The 1,293-nt window shown below is 72.8% G+C and carries 2 protein-coding genes; one reads left to right on the forward strand and one right to left on the reverse strand.

Annotation, left to right across the window (positions count from 1 at the left end):
• Positions 1–581 (reverse strand): potassium channel family protein (locus E4099_RS32120; RefSeq protein WP_135342604.1); only part of this gene is annotated, 581 nt, incomplete at its 3' end.
• Positions 582–648: 67 nt separating this feature from the next.
• Between E4099_RS32120 and E4099_RS32125 the strand changes: the two genes are divergently transcribed.
• A complete protein-coding gene (locus E4099_RS32125) occupies positions 649–1,209 on the forward strand; it encodes an HIT family protein (RefSeq protein ID WP_135342605.1) in 561 nt (186 codons plus the stop codon).
• Positions 1,210–1,293: the final 84 nt, after the last annotated feature.

Raw genomic sequence — 1,293 nt, forward strand, 5'->3', positions numbered from 1 at the left:
GCCCCCACCAGCGCCACCCCGAGCACCATCAGCCCCACCCCGATCACCCGGCCGCGCGGAGTGACCGGAATGACATCGCCGTAGCCAGTGGTGGTCAGCGTGGAGCAGGCCCACCACAGTGCGTCACCGAAGGTACGGATGCTGGCGCCGGCCGCGTGCCGCTCGTCGGGCAGCACGGCCAGCGCCGCCCCGACGCCCAGCAGTACGGCGGAGAGCCCGGCGTAGCTCATCACCCGCGCCTCCAGACCCAGCCGGGGCCGGTCCCGGCGCTGCCGGAGCCCGTGGTACAGCTGCACCAGCCGCACCGGGCGCAGCAGGGGCACCGCGACCACCAGCAGATCCAGCCACTGGCTGCGCACGAAGCGCCGCCGGTCCTCGCTGAGCACCAGCCGGACCAGGTAGTCCAAGGCGAACGCGGACCAGGTGACGGCGGTGACCGCACTCCACAGCGCGCGCGCCCCGGGGGACAGGCCGGTGGCCAGCACCTGGACCGCGTACGCGACGAAGAACAGCGCCCAGGCCGCCAGCAGCGGCTGCCCGTTGCGCCGCTCCCAGACCTCCAGCCGCTGTGCCCGGTCCATACCCCAAGGATCGGGGGCTGCCGGGCGGGCTCCGCCCCAGCGACACGCTTCGAACGGGGGACGCCATATGCTGGCCCGCATGACGAGTGAGCCGGAGCAGCAGATCGGAGTCGGTACCCAGGACGCCTTCCAGCGTCTGTGGACCCCCCACCGGATGGCGTACATCCAGGGCGAGAACAAGCCGAGCGGCCCTGGGGCGGGCGACGGCTGCCCCTTCTGCACCATCCCGGAGAAGTCCGACGAGGACGGTCTGATCATCGCCCGGGGCTCGCACGTCTACGCGGTGCTCAACCTGTACCCGTACAACGGCGGCCATCTGATGGTGGTGCCCTTCCGGCACGTGGCCGACTACACCGAGCTTGACACCGCGGAGACCGTGGAGCTGGCCGAGTTCACCAAGGCCGCGATGGTCGCGCTCCGTGCGGCCTCCGGTGCGCACGGCTTCAACATCGGGATGAACCAGGGGGCCGCGGCGGGCGCCGGCATCGCCGCCCACCTGCACCAGCACGTGGTGCCGCGGTGGGGCGGGGACACCAACTTCATGCCGGTGGTCGGCCACACCAAGGTGCTCCCGCAGCTGCTCGCAGACACCCGCCGCATGCTGGCCACCACCTGGCCCCTGACCTGACCACCCGGCCCCGGGCCCCCACACTCGCGCCAAGGGCACGCGCCCCCGCCAGGGGGCGCGAGGAACCGCGCGACCAGCCACCCC

The sequence above is a fragment of the Streptomyces palmae genome (assembly GCF_004684805.1).
In the GTDB taxonomy this organism is placed as follows: Bacteria; Actinomycetota; Actinomycetes; order Streptomycetales; family Streptomycetaceae; genus Streptomyces; species Streptomyces palmae.